Source organism: Paractinoplanes aksuensis (assembly GCF_024137025.1).
GTDB lineage: Bacteria > Actinomycetota > Actinomycetes > Mycobacteriales > Micromonosporaceae > Actinoplanes > Actinoplanes aksuensis.
This window is the reverse complement of sequence record NZ_JAMYJR010000001.1, coordinates 165430-181657: the sequence shown is the minus strand read 5'-3', so window position 1 is coordinate 181657 and position 16228 is coordinate 165430. Positions and strand designations below refer to the sequence as shown.

15 protein-coding genes and 2 pseudogenes are annotated in these 16228 nt (G+C 67.4%); 12 read left to right on the top strand and 5 right to left on the bottom strand.

The annotated features are described in order from the left end of the window. Positions 1-6: 6 nt before the first annotated feature. From M1L60_RS00830 to M1L60_RS00810, 5 genes are all read left to right on the top strand, one after another. Positions 7-1698 (top strand): putative Ig domain-containing protein, encoded by a 1692-nt coding sequence (locus M1L60_RS00830; RefSeq protein WP_253235269.1) that lies wholly within the window; start codon positions 7-9, stop codon positions 1696-1698. Continuing rightward, on the top strand, positions 1695-2318 hold the full coding sequence (locus M1L60_RS00825) for a PulJ/GspJ family protein (protein ID WP_253235268.1): 624 nt from the start codon (positions 1695-1697) through the stop codon (positions 2316-2318). Before M1L60_RS00830 ends, M1L60_RS00825 begins: the two co-directional genes overlap by 4 nt. Further along, on the top strand, positions 2315-3817 hold the full coding sequence (locus tag M1L60_RS00820) for a ricin-type beta-trefoil lectin domain protein (protein ID WP_253235267.1): 1503 nt from the start codon (positions 2315-2317) through the stop codon (positions 3815-3817). The genes M1L60_RS00825 and M1L60_RS00820 overlap by 4 nt, the downstream gene beginning before the upstream one ends. A 21-nt stretch (positions 3818-3838) precedes the next feature. After that, positions 3839-4228, top strand: a complete 390-nt coding sequence (locus M1L60_RS00815) for a hypothetical protein (RefSeq protein ID WP_253235266.1) — start codon at positions 3839-3841, stop codon at positions 4226-4228. 205 nt (positions 4229-4433) lie between these two features. Beyond that, entirely contained in the window at positions 4434-5813 is a 1380-nt protein-coding gene (locus M1L60_RS00810) for a hypothetical protein (protein ID WP_253235265.1), read from the top strand. Positions 5814-6121: 308 nt separating this feature from the next. On the opposite strand, the gene M1L60_RS00805 is transcribed toward M1L60_RS00810, so the two are convergent. Together M1L60_RS00805 and M1L60_RS00800 are read right to left on the bottom strand one after the other, a co-directional pair. Next, positions 6122-6619: an NUDIX domain-containing protein gene (locus M1L60_RS00805; RefSeq protein WP_253235264.1), complete on the bottom strand. Its 498-nt coding sequence runs from the start codon at positions 6617-6619 to the stop codon at positions 6122-6124. 97 nt (positions 6620-6716) lie between these two features. Further along, on the bottom strand, positions 6717-6899 hold the full coding sequence (locus tag M1L60_RS00800) for a hypothetical protein (protein WP_253235263.1): 183 nt from the start codon (positions 6897-6899) through the stop codon (positions 6717-6719). Positions 6900-7205: 306 nt separating this feature from the next. Between M1L60_RS00800 and M1L60_RS00795 the strand changes: the two genes are divergently transcribed. Continuing rightward, a complete protein-coding gene (locus tag M1L60_RS00795; RefSeq protein ID WP_253235262.1) occupies positions 7206-7496 on the top strand; it encodes a hypothetical protein in 291 nt (96 codons plus the stop codon). A gap of 296 nt (positions 7497-7792) precedes the next feature. Here the strand turns inward: M1L60_RS00795 and M1L60_RS00790 are convergent, their stop codons facing one another. From M1L60_RS00790 to M1L60_RS00780, 3 genes and pseudogenes are all read right to left on the bottom strand, one after another. Beyond that, complete coding sequence (locus M1L60_RS00790; protein ID WP_253235261.1) at positions 7793-7963, bottom strand: hypothetical protein; 171 nt, start codon at positions 7961-7963, stop codon at positions 7793-7795. Between the two features lie 34 nt (positions 7964-7997). Then, the gene (locus M1L60_RS00785) at positions 7998-9584 is read right to left on the bottom strand and encodes a diguanylate cyclase domain-containing protein (protein WP_253235260.1); all 1587 of its coding nucleotides are present in this window, start codon (positions 9582-9584) and stop codon (positions 7998-8000) included. A 32-nt stretch (positions 9585-9616) separates the two neighbouring features. Further along, positions 9617-9877: pseudogene (locus tag M1L60_RS00780) on the bottom strand (DUF418 domain-containing protein); the annotation flags it as partial. On the opposite strand from M1L60_RS00780, the pseudogene M1L60_RS47525 reads away from it, so the two are divergent. The 6 genes and pseudogenes from M1L60_RS47525 to M1L60_RS00755 form a co-directional block, all read left to right on the top strand. Next, positions 9871-10020, top strand: a pseudogene (locus M1L60_RS47525) (response regulator); the annotation flags it as partial. The pseudogenes M1L60_RS00780 and M1L60_RS47525 sit on opposite strands and share 7 nt — an antisense overlap. A 9-nt stretch (positions 10021-10029) precedes the next feature. Further along, positions 10030-10356, top strand: coding sequence for a response regulator transcription factor (locus tag M1L60_RS47520; RefSeq protein ID WP_308208410.1), 327 nt, complete (start codon positions 10030-10032; stop codon positions 10354-10356). Further along, positions 10343-10840 (top strand): hypothetical protein, encoded by a 498-nt coding sequence (locus M1L60_RS00770; protein WP_253235258.1) that lies wholly within the window; start codon positions 10343-10345, stop codon positions 10838-10840. The genes M1L60_RS47520 and M1L60_RS00770 overlap by 14 nt, the downstream gene beginning before the upstream one ends. 10 nt (positions 10841-10850) lie before the next feature. Continuing rightward, a complete protein-coding gene (locus M1L60_RS00765) occupies positions 10851-11693 on the top strand; it encodes an EamA family transporter (protein ID WP_253235257.1) in 843 nt (280 codons plus the stop codon). Beyond that, positions 11690-14899 carry a bifunctional lysylphosphatidylglycerol synthetase/lysine--tRNA ligase LysX gene (lysX, locus tag M1L60_RS00760; RefSeq protein WP_253235256.1) on the top strand — a complete coding sequence of 1070 codons (3210 nt, stop codon included), beginning with the start codon at positions 11690-11692 and terminating at the stop codon, positions 14897-14899. The genes M1L60_RS00765 and lysX overlap by 4 nt, the downstream gene beginning before the upstream one ends. 150 nt (positions 14900-15049) lie before the next feature. After that, the gene (locus tag M1L60_RS00755; protein ID WP_253235255.1) at positions 15050-16225 is read left to right on the top strand and encodes a right-handed parallel beta-helix repeat-containing protein; all 1176 of its coding nucleotides are present in this window, start codon (positions 15050-15052) and stop codon (positions 16223-16225) included. Positions 16226-16228 lie beyond the last annotated feature (3 nt).

The window sequence follows — 16228 nt, the reverse complement described above, 5'->3', positions numbered from 1 at the left end:
GAAAGCATGCGCGACAGGGCCCCCGGCGGCGCCGGCGACGAGGGCTTCAGCCTCGTCGAGGTCCTCGTCGCGCTGGCCATCCTCTCCATCACGTTGCTGGCCAGCACGCCGTTCTTCATCGGCAGCGTGCGCAACGTCAACAAGCAGCGCACCCAGCAGGTGGCCATCCAGCTCGCCGACACCGCGATGGAGCAGGTGCGCGGGCTCAAGGGCAGTTCACTGCTGAGCGGGCACGGCCAGCAGGCCGGTGAGAACCAGTTCGCGGCCGCGCCCGCCGCGGTCAAGCCCTACCTGGCCACGATGCAGGTCGGGCGGGACGAGGACAGCGCCGTTCTGACGACCGACGGCGCCGACGCCCCGATCTCGACCGCGGCCCAGGTCACGACCGTCGAGGGCACCCAGTACACCCGCATGGTCTACGTCGGGATGTGCGAGGTCTACCTGACCGGCACCGGCGAGTGCGTCTATCCGCTGGGCAGTGCGGCCCCGGCCGACAAGACCAAGATCCTCAAGTTCTTCCGGGCCGTCGTGCTGATCACCTGGCCCGACAACTCGTGCGACGTGGCGCCGGGAAACCCCCCGAACACCTGTCTGTACGTCACCTCGACGCTGGTCAGCCGGGCGCCGGAGCCCAACTTCGACCTGCACCGGCCGTCGCCGGTCGTGCTCACCCAGTCGGTCACGTTCTATCGCGGGGTCCCGGCGGCCGCCCAGCTCGAGGCGCGCGGCGGTCAGCTCCCCAACACCTGGACCGTGGCCAAGCTGCCGGCCGGCCTGTCGATGACCCCGGGCGGGCTGATCAACGGCACCCCGACCACGGCCGGCATCACCCCGACCTCGACCACGGTCACCGACAAGCTGAACCGGACCGACACCGAGCCCATCACCTTCACCGTCGTGCTGCCGACCACGGTCGTGCCACCGGCCAACGCCTCGAACCACATCTCGGAAGCGGTCAGCCTGCAGGCCACCGCGGCCAACGGCGTCGGCCCGTACGTCTACACGTCGACCACGCTCGCGCCCGGGCTCACCATCGACGCCGGCACGGGCGCGATCACCGGCACGGTCACCACCCCCGGCACGTATACCTCGACGATCACCGCCACCGACCAGAACGGCATCGCCGGCTCGAACACCTACACCCATACGGTGTTCCCGATCGTCACCCTGAACCCGCTGACCGACCAGACGATCGACCTCAAGGACAAGGTCAGTCTGACCGCGGTCGGCGCCGGCGGCAACGGCAACTTCACGTACAGCGCGACCGGCCTGCCCGTCGGCGTGACCATCAACAGCAAGAACGGCATGATCAACGACAAGGCGAACGTCACCGGCCGCTTCCTGCCCACGATCACGGTCACCGACAGCCTCGGCGGCACGGGTGGCAGCGCGAGCCAGCGGATCGTCCTCATCATCAACAGCACCACCTCGCTGATCTTCAACGCGCCCCCGCTCACCGCGGCCGACCAGACAACCGTCCGGGGAACAGCGGTATCCCTGCCCTTGAAGACCAACGGAGCGCTGCTGGGCCTGAGCCCCGTCGTGACGGTCACCGGTCTGCCGCCGGGGCTCACCTACAACGCGCTCTCGGGCACCATCACGGGCACGCCGACCACCGCGGGCGCGTACACGGTCACGGCGACGGCGACGGCGGTCACCGCCACCAGCGTCCTCACCCTCGTCTGGACGGTCACATGAACGACGACGACGGGTTCTCCCTGGTCGAGCTGCTGGTCGCCATGGGCCTCATGTCGGTCGTGATGATCATCGTGACCACCGGCCTGAGCGGGGTCTACTCGAACCTGAACCGGGCCGACACCACGGGCGCCGCCCGCGACCAGCTCACCAGCAGCTTCCGCCGGCTCGACAAGGAGCTGCGCTACGCCAGCTGGGTCTCGACACCGGGACAGGTCAACGGCACCTGGTACCTCGAGTACGCCACCCCGCTCGGCTGCCGGCAACTCGTCCTCAGGAACGGGGTGCTGACCATGGCGACCTGGAACCTGCCGTCGACGACGCCGGGCGCACCGGCCACGATCGGCACCGACCTGGTCCAGACCAGCGGCATCGCGCCGTTCACGGTCTACCTGCCCAACTCGCAGCCGTTCGCCACGGCCAGCCCCGGCACCACGGGCGTGGGCAACGACTACCAGCTCGCCCACACCCAGGTCCGGCTGCGGTTCACCGGCCAGATCGGCGTGACCAGCCTGCCCTTCGACGTGCTGTTCACGGCCCTGAACACCAGCGCCAGCAACGTCTTCTCGGACAACGGCAAACTGACGGCCAACGACTGCGGCAAGGCGAGGCCCACGGTATGAGGCACTCCTGGCTCCGCGAGGACCGCGGCTCGATGCCGATGGCGATGCTCGTCGTCACCGTCGTGCTGTCACTGTCGGCCCTGCTGGTCCCGATGGTCCTGCGCCAGATCCGGTCCACCCAGAACCTGGCCGAACGCAACTCGGCCGTCAACGCCGCCCAGGCCGGCATGGACGTGATGATGGCCCGCGTACGCGCCGCGGCCGACCAGGACACCCAGAGCGGATACCTGGAGAACCTGCCCCCGTGCACGCTCACCGGGGACGCCGGCCTCAAATCGAACGGCGAGAAACTGGCGTACGCCGTGACCCTGCAGTACCGCGACCAGGACGCCCTCAACATCCCGTGCCCCGCCACCGACGTCCCGACCACGGCGATCGTCACCTCGGTCGGGACGAGCGGCCAGATCAAGCGGACCCTGGTCGCCACCTACGTGTTCTCGACCAGCAACACGAACATCCCCGGCGGCCAGATCCGGATCAACAGCTCCACCCTCGGTCAGCAGTGCATGGACTCCGGCTCGAGCAAGGCCCCCAAGGCCGGCAACCCGGTCCTCATGGCCCCGTGCGACGGCAGCAGCCGCCAGCAGTTCGGCTACACGGCCGACCTCTACCTCAAGATGATCAACTCCGAGTCCTCGGACGCGCAGAGCGGCATGTGCCTGTTCTCGGGCGACCGCAAGGCCGGCACCGCGCTGGTCTTCCAGGCCTGCCCCACGGTCCGCACGACCACCTTCCAGTGGGCGCTCGACGGCAGCTCGCAGTTCCACAGCACGACGCCCGCCAGCAAATCCGACGGCGCGTCCTGCGTGAACGTCAAGGCCCCCGGCTCGACGACCGACCGCGCCGTGGTGCTGGGCTCGTGCTCCGGCAACAGCAGCACGGTGATCTGGCGCTCGGCCACCGGCGTGGGCGCGGGCATGGCCGGCGACAACACCAACCAGCTGGTCAACTACGCCCAGTTCAGCCGCTGCCTCGACGTCACGAGCAAGTCGATGAGCGCGACGTACATGATCGCCTGGTTCTGCAAGCAGGACCCCGGCGGCGTGGTCGACTTCAACCAGCAGTGGGTCCACCCCACCCCGGTCATCCCGAACATCACCGCCACCGGCCCGATCATCGTCAACAACACGAACGCCACCAGCAACAGCAAGAACGGCAACGCCACCAACAACTACTGCCTGCGCTCCCCCGGCATCGTGACGGCCACCTCGTGGGTGACGGTCGTGCAGTGCGCAACGGCCGCCGTCCAGGCCCAGCAGAACCTGACCTGGACCGTGTACCACGACACCGGCGACTACGGCACGAGCTACCGCATCAAGGACTACAAGGGCTACTGCCTGCAACCCACCGACCAGTCCAGCGGCGTCGCGAACGACTTCCACTCCGACGGCACCAGCAAGGTCAAGGTCTCCGTCTGCAACACCTCAGAACTGCAGAAGTGGAATGCCCCCGCCAACATCAGCCAGCCCACCCCCCTGACCGATCTGGTGGAGAAGTAACCGCTGCTCTACGCTGCCGCCATGATCGAGCGGTTGACCGAACGCTGGCAGAACGAGGTCACAGAACAGGAAAGGGCCGTCGCCGCCGGAACGCTGGCCCCCGACGAGGCCTACGCCGCCCGCGCCTGGCCACCGGACTTCCTCGCCGCCGTCGACACCCGCCTGTCCACCTTCGAGCGCGACGTGGCCGCCCTGGCCCCCGACGTCCCGGACCAGGCGGTGTGGGCCGCGGTCGAGCGCGTCGTCCGCGCCCTGAACGACGTCCAGACCCAGATCGACACCTTGACCCGCGAAGAACTGTGCGAGTACATCGACAACGTCCTAACCACCGCCGGCATCGACGTGCAACAGCTGACCGCCCGCCGCCACCTGGACCCCACCGAACTGACCGACCAGTGGCGCGACTTCTGAACCCCGCCTGGCTCACCTGGTCACCTGTGCACGGAGGCGGCGAGTGGCCGGCAGAGGAATTCATGAGCGCCTACGCCAGGATCCCGCAAGCGGGCTAGCCATGAAGACGCACTGTCATGCCGATGTGAGTGTGACTCCAGCTGGTTGCAGGTTCTTCCGGAAAAGATTTTCGCTGACAACGGCTGGGAAACGATAGAATGCCTCCGTGGAAGAGCAAGGATACCTCGAAACAGATCTTGAACCCGTCAAAGAACCAAATTTTGGCGACGATCGTGATCTTGTTTGGTCTAGAGCCCAGGCGGCAGGAATCGAGGCTAGATGGCTTGAACGGGTCAGGGAAGACGATACCGTCCTGAAGTATTTGACCATCTCTCTTCCCAATGGGAGAGAGAAGACGTCGTTTCCGCTCGGCGCTCGGCGCGCACCAGGATTCCTCCAGAGCAACTTTGAATACTGGACCATGCTCTCCGACTATCTGGCTTTCTTGGATCGCAAAGACCGCACAATTGAGGCTTATGTGCGCCCTGCCTTCGGGATGGGCTGGCTTCCTCAACAGCTCCCCGGAGCAATACAGGCCTCCGTCGATTCTCCGGCTGAAGAGCCGGATTCAACCGATGAAGAAGTAATTGATATAGCAAGCAGGTCGACTACGCACATCAATCCTGATCGACCATGGGTTTTGCCAATTGAGGGATCTTCGGTTCATGAAGTGGAATTTTCTCCTCCATCGCCGGGGATGCAGACGCTGGAGCACCTGCACTATCGAAGGAATATGACCTCTAATCGCTCCTTTACTCTGAAGATCAGGAACGTCGCAACAGGACGTCATGATGATGCAGTTGCCCTGCTTGAGGGTCTTTCAGGAGCTCTATTTTTTGAGATTGACCTGCTCTATGGAGGGTTACTTCAGCTTGTTCGGTTCAACCGCGATTCGCTAATTCGAGCAAGGCGACCTAAAGATGCTGCCACCAAGCTGCGTCTCCCTAAAGTGCAGTATGCGCAAGAGGCTACTGCGCTCTATGAATATGGGCGCACCGCCGTGGGTACCCCACTTCTCGAGTTTCAAGCCTTCTATCAGGTAATCGAGTATTTCTATCCACTGTTCTCTCGCGCTGAAACCTTGAAGCGACTGCGTCGCCAATTGCTCGATCCTCGCTTTGACTTGCATGACGACTCTCAACTCAATGGAATTTTGGCCATCGCATCTCAATCGCCGCGTGGATTCGGGGGTGAAAGAGATCAGCTGAAGGACACCCTAGACGCGATTGTTGAAGATTCAGAGCTTCGCGCCTTTATTGACGCCGACGACGAGAGGAAGAAGTTTCTTACCGAAGGCAAAAAGATCAAAGACGTCGCTGTAATAAACCCGGTGGATGCGGGTAACAAGCTAACTCGCCAGGCTGCGGACCGCGTTTATGATATTCGATGCAGAATCGTACACACAAAAGAGGATGGAGGTAAAACCGGCGTAAAGATGATTGTGCCTGGCAGTCGGGAATCTAAGCTGCTGCAGCACGATATCGATCTGGTCCAATTCTTGGCGCAAAAAGCAATTATTGCTGGAGCGCGTCGCGCACCGTGGTGAGGCCGGTCCTCCCGGAAAATTCGTGGCTGTGTCCGGAGCCGGGTGCACTCTCATGCCGCGATGCGCGCTTGCCGGTTCCTGTGGCGGCGGGTTGGGGCCCGGTGTTCTGGCCTGCTGAATGCGAACATCGCGGTTGAAGGCGCCATATGATCACTGCAGTCTCCGGTTATAGCCGGAAGGCGTCTTTTGCCGCGAGACGCGGGCGACCAGGTTGCAGCGTCGAGTGGGCTCGCTGTATGTGGCGGCCGGGGGTTCGTTGCCGCGGTGTTGCATGGGGTTGTCGATGTGCGGTCGGTGGTTGCGGGCCGCTAAGGAGTGACGCCTTGTGCCGGGCGGCCGTCTTCCAGGTAGCGGACGTGCTTTGTTTTCCAGGCGGCGCGTACCCGACGACGGACGGGCCCGCTGAGCAAAGGCAGCGCCTCGTCGATCGGCAGGATTTGGCTTTCGGAGATTTCGAGCGGCTGGAGGACCACCGTGGCCAGGACGTCGTCGTCGAAGACGCCGCAGTCGAAGAGGAAGCGCATGCCGCCCGGACGGTCAGGTCGTGGTCGGAGGAAGTCGACGCACTTGAGCCGGCCCGTGGTGACGTCGAGGCCGGCCTCCTCCCTGGTTTCTCGGCGACATGCTTCCCAGGGTGACTCGCCGACCTCCACCACCCCGCCGGGGATCGTCCAGCCGCCCTTGTACGTCGGCTTCAGGATGAGCAACCGGCCCTTGCGGGCACGGATCAGAGCGCCGGCCGAGGCCGGGATGGTCGGCAGTACGTACGTCAGCTCGGGCAACTCACCGGCGTCGACGTCGCTCATGAAGAGCATGCTAGATCCGGCGCGAGGGATCAGCCATCCGTTCGCGATCGAGCATCAGCCCAGAAGTCGAGCAGTCGTCGGCGGTTGGCATGTCGAGTCACGTCGCCGCGCGGATCACGGCGAACGCGGCGACGGCAAGCCAGCAAAGCCACGTCGCAGCGGTTCCGAGAGCCACTGCCGAACGCCGGCCGCGCCGCGCCAGGAGCCCGACCAGAACCGCGCTCACCACCGCTCCGCTGACGACCGCCGGAATGCCGAGCAGCACCAGTTCCGCCACCATCCAGTCGCGGTCACTGGCACACCCGGACCCCCGCAACCCGGCTCCGGATCAGCACGAACAGCGGCGTAGACCAGGGCGCCCAGCCAAGCAGCGAGCCACCACGCCCACGACACCAGCATCGCTCGCAGCACTGTCCGCGATGCGCGAGAAGGTGGTTTCACGACCGCATCTGATCGGCAGCAGCCGGCCCGACCTGAGCCGCCGTCAGCACAGCGGACCACCGTCATCACGCCCGACGTGACCACGACGTACGCCGAACCTCGACATAATTCATCGGGAACACCCACGCCCAACGAGGGAGACGCCATGCCCTCGGCACGCTCCCGCCGCCGGAGCTGGACCCTCGCCCTGCTGGGATCACTACCCCAACTTTTCCTGACCGCGCTGCTGCTGGTCCAAGGCCGCAACCTGCAAGACAGCGACGCCGCCATCCAGACCCAACTGGGCCTGTTCGCCTCAGCAGCCCTCCTGTTCTGGTCCTTGATCGCCTGCGCAGCCGTAGCCCTGGCAACACGAACAAGACCCCTGGCCGCTCCCCTGGCCTCCGGCTCAGCAGTCGGCTTAGCCCTCTCCGCCCTGATAGCCCTCGCAGCCTGAGCAGGCCGACCGGCCCGAGAAACACCAGCGCAACCGGCACGGTACGAACGCGCGCCCCACCACAAAGGCCGGCCTGAGTAAGCCGAAGTCCTGGCTCCCCCCAAACGCGGCAGCCGGACCCCCAACCCGCACGGGTTCCCCCAGCGAACCCCAGCACTCAGAGAAGCGCCGCCCCCAACGCAAGAGCGAGCTGAAACCCCGCAAGGGTGGGGCCGAGGGTGGCCATGCAGGGCATAACTGCTCCACAGCCCAGCATGGCCACCCTCGGCCCCACCCGTCCACCGTAAGAAGGCCGCCTATTCCCTACGAGCAGAGCTAGTAGCCCCAAAGGCGATCGCAAAGGCAGTGCCGATAGACACTCCGAACATCGCCGCAATAATGAGGTCATCGAACATCATCAGGCTGATCGTCGTCCCGATCACGATCCCCGTGATCCAGGCCCAGGCCGGTATGTTCCACAGCTTCATGCACATCAGTTTTACCCAGCCCCAACACTGACAATCACGCCGTGACGTACTGGTCCTTGCCACCACTCTTAGCCGCATACATCGCCACATCAGCCTCCCGGATCAAGTCCTCAGCCGTACGCCCGCTGTGCCCCACCGCGATCCCGATACTGGTCGACACCTGCGCCACCTCCCCGTGCACATCGATGTCCTTACGCACATCGGCGATGATCCGCTCAGCCACCGCCCGGGCATCACCATCCGACGCGATGTCCTGCAGGATGATGGCGAACTCGTCCCCACCGAACCGGGCCACCGTGTCCGAGGCGCGCAGCGACGCCCGCAGGCGTTCCGCCACCGTACGCAAGACCAGGTCACCCGCATGATGGCCGTGTTCGTCGTTGACCCGTTTGAATCCGTCCAGATCGATGAACAACACCGCCAGTTGCCCACCGATCCGGCTGTGTGTAGCCACAGCGTGAGTCAACCGGTCATAGAACAACATGCGGTTGGCCAGCCCCGTCAACGGATCGTGGAACGCCAGGTGGTGCAGCTCCTGCTCACGTTCCCGCAGCTGAGCCTCGACGCTCTCCCGCCGTGCGATGTCGTGCCGCAGCTCCGCCGTGGCCTCGTCGACTTGCTGCAACGCGCGGTTACGGCTCCCCGTCAACACGGCAGTCATCAAACACAACAGCAGCGTCAGCGCCGCCCCCGCCGCCAACGTGAACCGGCTCATCCCCCGATTGGTCGCGCTGAGAAGCCGCGTAGTGGGCCACAGCGTGACCTCCCAATGCCTCTGCCCCACGGTGAGCGCCCGCTGCCGGACCAGTGTCTCGTCGCTCACCCGCCGACCCGGCAGCGCCGACGCGAGCACAGCGTGGCTGCCGCCGGACTCCGTCAGTTCGGCTTGCACCGCGCCCTGGCCGCGGTCGAGCAGGGTGTGGGCCATGAAGTCCTGCCCCCGGACCGGCATGACGATCCATCCCTTGAACACGTCCGGCGCCGACGAGCCGAGCCCGGAGTAGACCGGCGCGGCGAACGAGACGGACGTCTGGCGGGCGGTCGCCGCGAGTCTGTCGTCCCGGATCAGCCGGTAGGCCGGGCTGATCGCGGGCCGGCCGCTGGCCTGCGCGGTCCGTAGCACCTCGCCCGCCTGCGGTCGCTGGGCCAGGTCGATGCCGGCAGTGTCGGTGACGCTGTCGAACGTCCGCTCGAAGACCACGAAGTCGTGGGTCGGGACGCCCCGCGCGGGCAGCAGCCGCAGCTTCTCGGCGCCGCGTTCGCGCCAGTAGCGCTGGACCGCGGGCACCTCGGGGGTGGCGGCGGGCACCACGAAGGTGATGCCGGCCGCGCCGGGCAGCCGGGCCCCGTCGAGCGTGGCGGTGATCCGGACGAAGTCGTCCTTCCGCAGGTCGGTCTGGGCGCCCACGGCGGCCGCGAGGTCGCTCACGGTTTCGGAGTAGCGCCCGGCCCGGTCGCTGACGGCCGCCGACAGGTCGTCGGCGTAGCGGTCCATGACCTGGGCCGCGTAGCGCTCCTCGCCGCTGTCGACGATGTCGTACGCGGCGATCGTCACCGCGCCGCCGGTGGCCAGGACCGTGGCCACCAGCAGCAGACCGGTCCAGCCGCGTCCCCTGCGCACACAAGGCCCATCGGCACGACCCCGGGCGGTGCTTAAGACCGGATCGGCATGAGCCGCCACCAGCTCAGGCAGCGCCACACCCATTCGAGCGGCCCGTAGCGGAAGTGCCGCAGCCACACAATGCTGAGGGCGGCCTGCACGACGCCGATGACCAGGCCGGTCCAGACGATCTCGGTATACCCGTCCAGGTCGAGCACGCGGTCGGCCACCAGGATCAGGACCGAGGCCAGTACGTAGTCGGTGAGCGCCATGCGCCCCATCGGGCCGAGCACGGCCCGGGGTCGACGGCCTGACCGCGATCGAACGCATCGCCCGCTTCCCCGACCCGCCCCGGCTGGTCGTGCTGACCACGTTCGACCACGACGAGTACGTGCTGCGGGCGCTGGAGGCCGGGGCGGCCGGCTTCCTGGTCAAGTCGACCGACCCGGACGACCTGGTCACGCTGGTGCGGGCCGCGGCCGGCGGCGGCACGGTGCTGTCCCCGGTGGCCGCGCAGCGCCTGCTGGGCGCGGCCGGTGACCGCCGCCGGGTGCGCGAGCGGCTGAGCCGGCTCAGCGAGCGCGAGACCGAGGTGCTGGCCGGGCTGGGCGCGGGCGACTCCAACCTGCGCATCGCCCGGCGGCTGCGGCTGAGCGAGGCCACGGTCAAGGGGTACGTGTCGCGGTTGCTGGTCAAGCTCGACTGCGACAACCGTACCCAGGCCGGGCTGCTGGCCCAGCAGGGCGGACTCGGGCCGGAGTCGGTGTCAGGATCGGGGGGTGATCAGCGATGACGACATCGCCGCGATGTCCGAGGACCAGCGCCGGGATCTGATCCGCCGGCTGTCGGTCGCGCCGCGCCGCCGCCGGTGGTTCGTGGCCTTGCTGCTGGCCTGCGCGGTGCTGCTCGTGCCGTGGATCGGCTACCTGGCCGCGACCCTGCCCGACTCGCACACCGTGCACCACTGGCGGCCGGCCTGGCTCGGCTTCGACCTGCTGCTGCTGGCGCTGTTCGCCACCACCGCGGTCCTCGTCTTGCGCCGGCGGCCCGAGGCGCCGCTGGTCGGGTTCGGGCTCGGGCTGCTGCTGCTCTGCGACGCCGGCTTCGACCTGGTCACCACCGGCCGGGACGGGTTGGCGGCGGCGCTGGCGTCCGCCGTTCTGGTCGAGCTGCCGCTCGCCGCCCTGTTGATGATCGTCTCCGTGTCGGAAGTCCACACCGACGGCGGCCGGACCGGGAGATTCGGCCCACTGCGTCGGCGCCGCGGGCGGGACTAGGGTCGGGATCATGGGACTCGGGCTGGTGGGTGCGCTCGGTTCGGCCCTGTGTTACGGCGTCGCGTCCGTCCTACAGGCCTTGGCCGTACGGCGTACGCCCGTGGCCGAAGGCCTCGATCTCGGTCTGCTGGTGCGGCTGGCGCGGTCGTGGCTCTATCTGCTCGGGCTCGCCGTCGACGGAGTGGCCTTCCTGCTCTCGCTGGTAGCACTGCGCACGCTGCCGCTGTTCGTGGTGCAGTCGGTCGTGGCGAGTTTCCTGGCCGTCACCGCCGTGCTGGGTGCGGTGGTGCTCAAGATGCGACTGCGCCGCAGCGACTGGATCGGCGTGGGTGTCGTCATCGCCGGGCTCGTACTGGTCGGGCTGTCGGCGGCCGAGGACCGGCCGGTCGAGCTGGCCTCATCGTTCAGCTGGGGTGTGCTGGTGGCGGCCGTCGTGCTCGTGGCGCTGGCCGTTCCGCTGGCCAGGTTCGGGGGCGCGGCGCTGCTGGGCGCGGTCGCCGGGCTCGGGTACGGCGTGGTCGCCGTGGCCACGCGGGTGCTGCCGGCGCCGCTCACGGTCACCGGTGTCCTCACCGATCCGGCCGCCTACGGGCTGGCCCTCGGCGGGGTGGTCGCGCTGCTGACCTACTCGTTGGCCATGCAGCGCGGCTCGGTGACCCGGGCGACCGCGCCGCTCGTCGTTCTCGAGACCGTGGCCCCGGCCGCGGTCGGCTTGTTGCTGTTGGGCGACCGCCCGCGGCCCGGCTGGGACTGGGCGGCCGCCGCCGGGTTCGCCATCGCCGTCAGTGGAGCGGTCAGCCTGTCCCGGCACGGTGAGATCCCACCCTCCCCTGGAGAAGGAGCAACGACATGACCGCGCCCGTGCGACGGCTGCACGACGACCGCTGGCCCGACCGGTTCGCGCTCGCGATGTTCGCGTACGCGGGCCTGGGCATCCTGGTCACTGTCGTCCCGCCCTGGCGGCACTACTTCGCGCGGTCGATGGACGTCGTGTCGGCGCTCAGCATTCCGGTCGTGCCCGGTTTCACGTACGCGGCCCTGCTGCTCGCCATGGGCGTGGCGCTCCGGCGGCGGCTGCGGGCGGCGTGGTGGCTGCTGCTGATCTGGTGGCTCGTTCTGCCGGAGATCGGGCGGGTGGTGTCGCTCTTCACCGGGGTGCAGTGGGCCCAGGTTGCCGGGCTGGTCGTGATGGGCGCGGTGACCGTGGTCGCGGTCCGGGTCCGGGCGCAGTTCACAGCTCGGCAAGTGGCGGGCAGCGTGGCCGTCGCGGTCGCCTGCTTCGTCGGCGGAGGCGCGATCGTGCTGGCGGTCGGCACGGTCCTCGTGCGGGCCTTCGGGACGTCGCCCACCGTTGCCGCGGCGGCTCTGCACGTGTTCGACGCCATGCTGGGTGATCTGGGGCGGCCGGAGGGTGGGCCGGTGGTGACCTCACCGTGGTGGGCCCACGTCATCACCGGGCTGCTGGGCGCGGTGGTGGTGCTGACGTCGGCGCATTTGTTGTTCCGGGCGCCGCGGACGACCCACACGTTGGACGCGGCGGACGAGGCGCGGGTGCGCACGTTGCTGCGGGACTTCGGGGAGCACGACTCGCTGGGCTACTTCGCGACCCGGCGGGACAAGGCGGTCGTGTGGGACTCCACGGGCACCGCGGGGGTGTCGTACCGGGTGGTGGGCTCGGTCGCGCTGGCCAGTGGGAATCCGGTCGGGGATCCGGCGCGGTGGGCGGCCGCCATCGAGTCATGGCGAGCGATGGCGCGTTCCGGCGGGTGGTCGCTGGCTGTCATGGGGGCCGGTCGACAGGGTGCTACGGCCTATGCCGAGGCGGGGCTCAGTGCGTACGAAATCGGTGATGAGGCGATCGTCGATCTGAGGGCGTTCTCGCTGAGCGGGCCGGGGATGAAGGCCGTGCGGCAGCCGGTGGCGCGGCTGCTGAGACGCGGGTACACGACGGTGGTGAGCAGGCACGGGGCGCTGACGGCGGCCGATTTCGCGGCGCTGACGGAGGACGCGGCGCGGTGGCGCGGCGACGGCGGCGACGAGCGCGGCTTCTCGATGGCCCTGGGGCGGCTGGGTGATCCGCTCGACGACGACTGCGTGATGGTGCAGGCGCTCGACGGTGACGGACGGTTACGTGGGTTCCTCAGTTTTGTGCCGTGGGGGCGCAACGGGCTGTCGCTCGACCTGATGCGGCGCGACCCGACGGCCGACAACGGGCTGGTCGAGCTGATGGTGTCGGCGCTGGCCGGGCGGACCGGGCGGGTGTCGCTCAACTTCGCGATGTTCCGCGAGGCGTTCGAACGCGGGGCGCAGATCGGCGCCGGGCCGATCGCGCGGCTGTGGCGGCAATCGCTGCGGCTGGCCGGGCGCAATTGGCAGCTCGAGTCGTTGTACCGGTCCAACGCCAAATATCTGCCGGATTGGGAGCCGCGCTTTCTCTGTTTCGAATACACGTCGGATCTGCCGCGGGTCGGAACGGCTGCGGGCAGCGCCGAGGGCTTTCTGACCGCGCCCCGGATCGGCCGCCGGGTGGATGAGGGATTGGCGCGGGCCGGAGCGGACTATGCCGCGCGGGTGCGCGCGCTCATTCCGCCGCCGGCCGACCCGCTGGCCGGGCGCAAAGTGCCGGAGCAGATTCGCGTACGCACGGACAAGGTCCGCCGCCTGCGGGAGCGCGGAATCGATCCCTATCCCGTGGGGCACCCGCGCACCCACACGCTCGCGGGGCTGCGCTCGGAGACGGGCGAACTGCCGCCGGACACCCGTACGGGAAAAGAAGTTTCGGTGGTGGGCCGGGTGCTGTTGAAGCGGGACATGGGCCGGCTCGGGTTCGCCACCCTGCGCGATGGCAGCGGAGATATGCAGGTGATGGTCGAGGGGCTGGAAATCTGGCCCGATATCGACCTCGGGGACCACATCGGCGTCACCGGTGAGGTGATGACGACCCGCAAGGGCGAGCTGACCGTGGCGGCGAAATCGTTGCGAATCACCAGCAAGGCGCTGCGGCCACTGCCCGACAAACACCGCGGGCTCACCGACGCCGAATCGCGCATCCGCCACCGGTACGTCGATCTGATCGTGCGACCGGACGCGCGGGACATCGCCTACAAACGGTCGACCGTGGTGCGCAGCGTTCGTGATTCGTTGCAGCAGCGCGGATTCACCGAGGTCGAAACGCCGGTGCTGCAACAAGTGCACGGTGGGGCCAACGCCCGGCCGTTCGAGACCCACATCAACGCGTACGACCTCGACATGTATTTGCGGATCGCGACCGAGCTGCATCTGAAGCGGCTGCTCGTCGGGGGCCTGGAAAAGGTGTTCGAGGTGGGCCGCCAGTTCCGCAACGAGGGCGCCGACTTCAAGCACAATCCGGAGTTCACATCGCTCGAGGTGTACGAGACCTACGGCGACTACAACACCATGCGTACGCTGACCCAGCACCTCATTCAGGAGGCGGCGACCGCGATCTACGGCGCCCCGATCGCCCGCCGCGACGGGGTGGAATACGACCTGTCGGGCGACTGGCCGGTCAAACCCATCACCGTCGCCGTCTCGGAGAAATTGGGCTCGGAAGTCACGGCTGACACCCCATTGAGTACGTTGCTGACCCACGCGGCCAAGCTCGGCCTCGCCCTGCCCGAGGACCCGACGTGGGGTTTCGTGCTCGAGGAGATCTACGGCGAATTGTGCGAGGCCACCACGACGACGCCGGTCTTCTACACGGATTTCCCGAAAGAGAACGCCCCGCTGACCCGCGCCCACCGCACCGACCCGCGCCTGGCCGAGAAATGGGACCTGGTCATCTTCGGCGCCGAACAGGGCACCGCCTACTCCGAGCTGATCGACCCCATCGACCAGCGCGAACGCCTGGTCGCCCAGTCACTGCTGGCCGCGGCCGGCGACCCCGAGGCCATGCAGGTCGACGAGGACTTCCTGACCGCTCTCGAATACGGAATGCCCCCGACCGGCGGCATGGGCCTGGGCATCGACCGCCTGGTGATGAACCTGACCGGCCTGAACATCCGCGACACCATCCTGTTCCCGATCGTCCGCCCGACCTGACCGTCCCTGCTCCGAACCTGGATCGACGAAGGCGCCGCCCGACTGCGCCCTTTCATTGACTCAGGTCTATGTTGCGGGTAGTTTGCACCGAAGAAAGCGCATTCCTGGGCTGGCGTGGGCGGCCCCCAGTCGCGCCTGAGGAGATCCGAGATGTATCGGAAGCTGCTGCCCTTGTTCGTGCTGGTGGCGTCGTTCGCGGTGGCCGGGCCGGTTCGAGCGGCGGACTCCACACTGTTCGTCGCGCCCGGTGGCAGCGACGGCAACAGCGGCACGCAGAGTGCGCCGCTGGCGACGATCCAGAAGGCGGTGAGCCTGGTCTCGGCGGGCGGGACCATCGCGATTCGCGGCGGCACCTATGCGCTGAGCACCAACATCACCATCGCCAAGAACGGGACGGCGGCGGCGCCGATCACCCTCACGGCGTACGCGGGGGAAAGGGTTGTCATCGACGGCGAGGCGCTGCCGTACACGCCGGGCGCCGTCGGGTCGACCATTCCCGCCGCACAACGGGGTGCCATTCACATGGAGGCCTCGTACTGGAAGATGTCGGGTCTTGAGATCATGCGTGGGCCGTACGGCGTCTACTGCGCGAACTGCAACAACAACACGTTCGAGCGGCTCAGCACGCATGACAACTACGAGACCGGTTTCCAATTGCAGAACAGCTCGGCGAACAACCAGATCGTCGGTCTCGACAGTTACAACAATCGCGACCCGCGTAAGAACGGTGAAAGCGCCGACGGGCTGGGCATCAAGGAGGGTAGCGGTGCCGGCAATGTGGTGCGCTGGGCCCGGCTGTGGAACAACGTCGACGACGGGTTCGACGCTTGGTCGTTCACCTCGCCGATCTCCGTTCAGAACAGCATCGCGTACGGGAACGGCTACAACCGGTGGAGCATCCCGAACTTCTCCGGTGACGGCAACGGCTTCAAGATGGGCGGCAGCGGCGGTACTGGGCCGGCGGCCGCGCACACCGTCAACAACAGCATGGCGTTCGGCAATGCGGCCCACGGCTTCACGGACAATGGCAACACCGGCTCGCTCGTCTTCACGCGCGACACCGCGTACCAAAATGCCAAGACCGGTTTCGACGTCGATGGCGGCTCCACTTCGCGGCTGACCGCGAACCTCGCCGTGAGCAACAAGACGGCAGTGGCGCTGGGCTCGTCGACGGCCTCCGGCAACTCGTGGAACATCGGCGGCTCGTGGAGCCTGTCCAGCACCGACTCATCGACCATCACCGGCCCGCGCAACACCGACGGGTCGCTGCGCTCCTCGAACTTCCTGGTGCCGGCCAACGGCCAGGCGGTCGGAGCGAGGATCTGATCA